Source organism: Dokdonella sp., assembly GCF_049593775.1.
Lineage (GTDB): Bacteria > Pseudomonadota > Gammaproteobacteria > Xanthomonadales > Rhodanobacteraceae > Dokdonella.
The window spans coordinates 1-5,206 of the sequence record NZ_JBAWHJ010000442.1 but is presented as its reverse complement, the minus strand read 5'-3'; the positions used below and the strand labels follow the sequence as shown (position 1 = coordinate 5,206).

Here is a 5,206-nt window from a genome sequence, read left to right as displayed (position 1 = left end):
ACGCTATTCCAAGCCCGACCAACATGGACAGCGCGATGAGGATCGTTGCTGCAACGCCGACCCGGTGCCTGCGCACGAACTTCTTCAATCTGTATCCGGGTGAATCCGCGCGCGCGGCGATTGGTCGGCGCTGAAGCCATCGACGCAGATCATCGGCCAGCGCAGCTGCAGTCGGATAGCGACGCGCGGATTCACGGTGCAAGGATGTCGCAATAATCAGATCAAGGTCACCGGACAGATCGCGCACGAGTTGTCTCGATTCGACATCGTTGCCATACAGTGCATGGACCTGATCGGAATCGAGTCGTACTGCCAGCGTGCTGGCGCGATCGGCGGCATCCCGACTTGCGCCAAGGGCCAGTAGTGCAGGCGTCGCCACGTTGCGATGCAGAGGCAACTGGCCGGTCAGGAGCTCGCAAAGCATCAGCCCCAAAGCATAGACATCGGTCGCCGTGCCGATGGCTTCGCCAAGGATCTGCTCGGGTGCGGCATACGCTGGCGACAGTACGCGCAAGCCGGAGCCGGTGTCGGTCTGCTCGCCACTCTCCTCGATCAGCTTGGCGATGCCGAAATCCAGAACGCGCGGCTTGCCCTCGCCGTCCACGAGCACATTCGAAGGCTTCAAGTCGCGATGGATGACAAGTTGCGTGTGCGCATAGGCAACTGCGTCCGCAACCTCAGCCAGCAGTACCACGCGCGAACGTAGGTCCAGTGCGTTCTCGACGACATGGCGCGTAATCGGCTTTCCATCGACGAAATCCATGACGTAGAACGGTCGTCCGTCGGCACTCATGCCGCCATCCAGCAGGCGCACGATGCGTGGATGATGCAGACGCGCCAGAATGCGCCGCTCCTGCAGGAAACGGCGCAGGATTGCATGCGTGTCCATGCCGCGCTTGAGCAGCTTGATCGCGACCTGTTGTTCGTAGGCGCCATCAGTCCGTTCGGCAAGCCAGACTTCACCCATGCCGCCTTCGCCAATCGAGCGCAACAGACGGTAAGGCCCCAGCATGCCATTGGCCGGCATGGCGTCCAGATCAGCCAGCACGCTGGGCACGGCCACCACCGCCTGACTGTCGAGCAAGGGATTTTCTTCAATATCCGCCTGCAACAGGGAGCGCACTTCAGCAGCCAGTCCGGGATCACGCCCGGCCAATTCGACCAGATGTTTCTCGCGATCCTCCGGTTCGAGCTCAACCCATTCATCAAACAACGACGCAATTTCAGTCCAGCGTTCAGTTGCCATGGTCATTGGCCGCTACTCCACCGCCAGTTCCCGCTGCAGGAAGGCTCTCGCCTTGCGCCAGTCACGCTTGAGCGAACGCTCGGAACGTTCCTGCGCATCGGCGATCTCGCTCAATTCGAGACCAGCGTAAAAACGCATTTCGACCAGGGCGGCGAGCTTCTCGTCGACCGTGGCCAGGTTGACCAGGGCGGCATCGAGTGCCAGCACTTCTTCATCGCGGTCCGATGCAACGGCCTGCAAGGCACCGGTATCCAGCGGCGAAAATTGCAGGTCGCCGCCACGTCGCAATGCTGCTCGGGAACGTACATGATCGATCACGATCTGACGCATGACCCGCGCGGCGACGGCAAAGTAGTGACTGCGATCATTCACTTCGACAGCGCCATGGTGTGCGAGCTTGATGTAGGCCTCATGCACCAGTGAAGTGGCGCGCATCGCGTTGTCGCCTCGCAACTGTCCCGCCGCCATCCGACGCAACTCGTCGTAAAGCGTTGCAAACAGCCGTTCGGAGGCTTGCTGGTCGCCGCCTCGCGCCTTGCCAATCAGCTCGGTGATTTCGGTCATGCCGGAACGCTTCATGGATCTTTCAGGAGGCCAGGCCGGCAGCCAGTCGCCACCGGTTCCCAGGCTCTGCGGCACTCCCGCCCGCAGGGCTTGCTCGGCACAGAATAGTCCTGTGCAAGGCGCCTGTCCCGCGCTGCGTGCGCGGCGAAAGCGGGTGCGCACCGTCGGCGTACCCGCCGTCACCGGGAATGCACGTCGTGCAGAATCCGAAACGGCGTCCAACTGGCTTTGCTTCATCGATTTCTCTGCTCGCAGACATCGTTGGCCATCGACCCGCAGGCGCACTTGCCAGGGCTCGCCACCCCTGCCTCAATCGAGGGGTGGCGCCTCTCCAGAAAGCCACAACCAGGTACTGAAGCTTCCGGAGTTGTCGAGTGCGCTATTGCCCGAAACTGCGTTGCGGAAGCGCCAGGCCCAGGGGTCTGCACCCGTCGGTGGATTCCAACCCCAGGGGTCGATCGCTGAAACCATGCCATCACGATCAAAGCGACCTCCGCCGGAAAAATCAAATTCGAAGCTCCTGCGCCATGACAAGTTTCTGTGCCGATGCACGGCGATGTGCAGATGCTCTCCGCTGGAAGATCCCGTCGTGCCGACCCGCCCCAACTCGGCACTCGCGTTGATGGCCTGCCCACGTCGCACCCGTGTGTCCTGCATGTGCGCATAGTAGACAGTGAATATTTCGGCGTAGCGCCCGGTCCCGACCTGATGACGGACGAAGATTTCGCGCTGCCACGGATCCATGCCGGCCGGCGCGAACATCGGGATGTGCCTGGGCACGGCCATGATGACCCAGCCATTGGCCACGGATTCCACCATGCGCGAACTGGTCACATCGATGTCCGCAGCCGCTTCATTGACGCCACCGGTGGGGTAGCAATCATTTGGCACAGCGGGGTTTCCCTCGCTGCGCTACCGGCCCCGCCAGTCGATGGCACAGGCATTGTAGAAGCCGGGTGTCTGGCCGAATTCGGAAACGTTGATCGGGATTCCATAGGGGTCGTGGTTGAACGACTGGGTGTTGCCGACGTTGACGTTGGTCCCGCTATAGGGGCGCTTGAAGATCGGCATCTCGGCGGGCGCAGCCGTGAACACGCACTGGGTGCGACCGGCGCTGTCGGCAAAGGCGAGGTCGAATGGTGCAGATCCGTTGCCGCCGCGTAGTGTGATGAAGCCACCTGAGCAGGTTCCGATCACCCAGTTCACGCCGGACAGCGAGTACAGCCCGGCGCGTTCGATGACGAGATTCGGATTGCCATCGAGGAACTGCTGGCAGGGGTCGCTGCCGGCACCTTGTGCGAGCAGGCCATATTCGCTTGCCGAAACCGGATTGCTGACGCTGCAGTAGTTGCCGAAACCGAACGGTACCGCGATCACCGGCACGATGCTCGGTCGAGCGAGGTCGATACCATCGAAATCGAAGTCCGCGCCAAACAGCCGCTCGGCTGCGATGCTGGCAACCACGGGCGCAATCGGCCCGGGCTCATCGAGGATGCCGTCATCATCGTGGTCGAACATCCTGTCCCGATAGCGCGGACGATCCGCCAGCAGGAGCAGATTTCCACGATACCAGGTGGCGTCGACAAGCCTTTCACTGGCCAGCCTGTCCAATGCGACTCCATTCGGACTGGTTGCGCCGAACGGTTGCCGGAGCCCACCGAAGTCGTGGAACCGGATGCCGCCAGCCGCATAGGCATTCGGATCGAGTAGCGCATCGACCACGCTGCCATCGGCCTCGATGCGTATTGATGCGATGTCGGTGTCTCCGTATACGGTTGCATCTGCTGCACTGTTCTCGTGTGTGCCAAGCGCGTAGAAGGCACCGTCATCCCGACGTAGCAGGCGGGTCAAACGAGTACCACCGGCTTGCCTCGGAGCACCTGTTCCGTAGGACGAGAATTGCAATGGCAACCGACCGTCACCATCGAACGAGGTATCCATCGCGCCCGTGTCACGAATCGCCATGATGCAACCGGTGGGCGTGAAGCCAGCGGAGTAGCTCAGATTGCAGGCGACGAGGTAGCGGTTGCGCGCCGGGTCGTGGATCAGGTCGCTGAGCGAGGGCGTGGCCGCAAGCGGCGTGCCGGTAGCAAGACGCAATTTCCCATCCGAGCTGAAACCGCTATCCAGCGATCCATTCGCGTTCAGGCGAGCGAACGCGTAAACCTTGTTGCCGCTGGCGTCGGAAGCCGTGCCGCCAAGCAGGATGTCTCCATCGGGCAGCAAGGCCAGCCGCGAGCACGAATCATCGTCGCTGCCGCCGCCATCAAAATCCACTTCGACATAGCCGTTGCCATTGAAAGTCGAATCCAGCGCACCGGAAGTCGTGAAACGCACGGCCAGCATGTTGCGGTCACTTCCGCGCAGGACATGGCCGCACGCAAGCACACGGTTGTTCGGCTGCACGAGCACATGATTCAGGCGTGTGGATGTTCCGGAAAAATAGATCACCGACTGCAAGGAGAACTTGCCGTCACCGGAAAAGGTCGAATCAAATTCGCCGACTGCATCAAGGCGAACAACAAAACCCCCGGTTCCCCCACTGTAGGCGCCAGTGCCGACGACAACGGCGCGGTTGAGACTGTCGCTGGCGATGGCCGAACAGACATCCAGATTCGTGCCGCCCATGTTCATCGCGATCCGGCGCGTGCCTTCCAGGCCTTCGGGGCCGGTGTAGTCCATGTCCAGCCCCCGAGCCTGTTCGATATGCCGCGTCACCGCGCAATCGGTATCGATATCTTCCTGCTCATCCCACTCGTTCAGAACCAGAAGCCGATGCTGCCTGTCGACGGCGATGCCCTGTGCGTACTGGTTGGTCAGATGACGACGGGTAATATTGAGGAAGGCGCCGTCGGCGCGATCGGGACCGAAGGCCTCCCAAGCATCACCCGTTCCAGTCTGCGCAATGGCCGAGCTGCCCATGGCTAGCAGCAGTGCAGTTGAGAAAGCGGTCGTTTTCATGGCAAATCCCCGGACTGGTGGCCGGCCAGTGGTGGCCGCCTCACTTCACTCCACGGAGCACGGCGATCACGGGGGCCACATCCTCGGCGAGACCTTGCGAATTCGGGGGGACTGCGGCCCCCGCAAGAGTGTGAATCACTTGGCAATCGCGCTGCGAAATGATCCACATGACGGATTCGGCAATCGCCACTACCATGCGCGATCATTCCGATGGGGTTCGCCATGCGCATCATTGCTTCCGTTCTACTGTCCGCCTTGACCGCCACATCGGCCATGGCCGGTGAAAACATCATGCTCGTGCTCGATGCCTCGGGTTCGATGTGGGGCCAGATCAATGGCAAGACCAAGGTCGAGATCGCCCGGGAAACCGTGGCCGGCGTGCTCGACACCTGGAAGGCAGACAACACGCTCGGCCTGGTTGCCTACGGACATCGC

At 61.6% G+C, this 5,206-nt stretch carries 5 protein-coding genes; 1 reads left to right on the top strand and 4 read right to left on the bottom strand.

Annotated features, from left to right (window positions below):
* The 4 genes from WBP53_RS15380 to WBP53_RS15365 all read right to left on the bottom strand — a co-directional run.
* Positions 1-1,252 (bottom strand): serine/threonine-protein kinase (locus WBP53_RS15380; protein WP_423930484.1); only part of this gene is annotated, 1,252 nt, incomplete at its 3' end.
* 6 nt (positions 1,253-1,258) lie between these two features.
* Positions 1,259-2,047 (bottom strand): ECF-type sigma factor, encoded by a 789-nt coding sequence (locus tag WBP53_RS15375; RefSeq protein WP_423930482.1) that lies wholly within the window; start codon positions 2,045-2,047, stop codon positions 1,259-1,261.
* A 72-nt stretch (positions 2,048-2,119) separates the two neighbouring features.
* A complete protein-coding gene (locus WBP53_RS15370; RefSeq protein WP_423930480.1) occupies positions 2,120-2,701 on the bottom strand; it encodes a M23 family metallopeptidase in 582 nt (193 codons plus the stop codon).
* Positions 2,702-2,722: 21 nt separating this feature from the next.
* Complete coding sequence (locus WBP53_RS15365) at positions 2,723-4,771, bottom strand: hypothetical protein (protein ID WP_423930478.1); 2,049 nt, start codon at positions 4,769-4,771, stop codon at positions 2,723-2,725.
* A 222-nt stretch (positions 4,772-4,993) separates the two neighbouring features.
* Between WBP53_RS15365 and WBP53_RS15360 the strand changes: the two genes are divergently transcribed.
* Positions 4,994-5,206, top strand: a 213-nt coding sequence (locus tag WBP53_RS15360) for a hypothetical protein (RefSeq protein ID WP_423930476.1), incomplete at its 3' end; no start/stop codon positions are given.

Excerpts from the sequence above, each read along its gene's own strand:
- WBP53_RS15365 (WP_423930478.1), bottom strand. The coding sequence starts at position 4,771 with ATGAAAACGACCGCTTTCTCAACTGCACTGCTGCTAGCCATGGGCAGC.
- WBP53_RS15375 (WP_423930482.1), bottom strand. The coding sequence starts at position 2,047 with ATGAAGCAAAGCCAGTTGGACGCCGTTTCGGATTCTGCACGACGTGCA.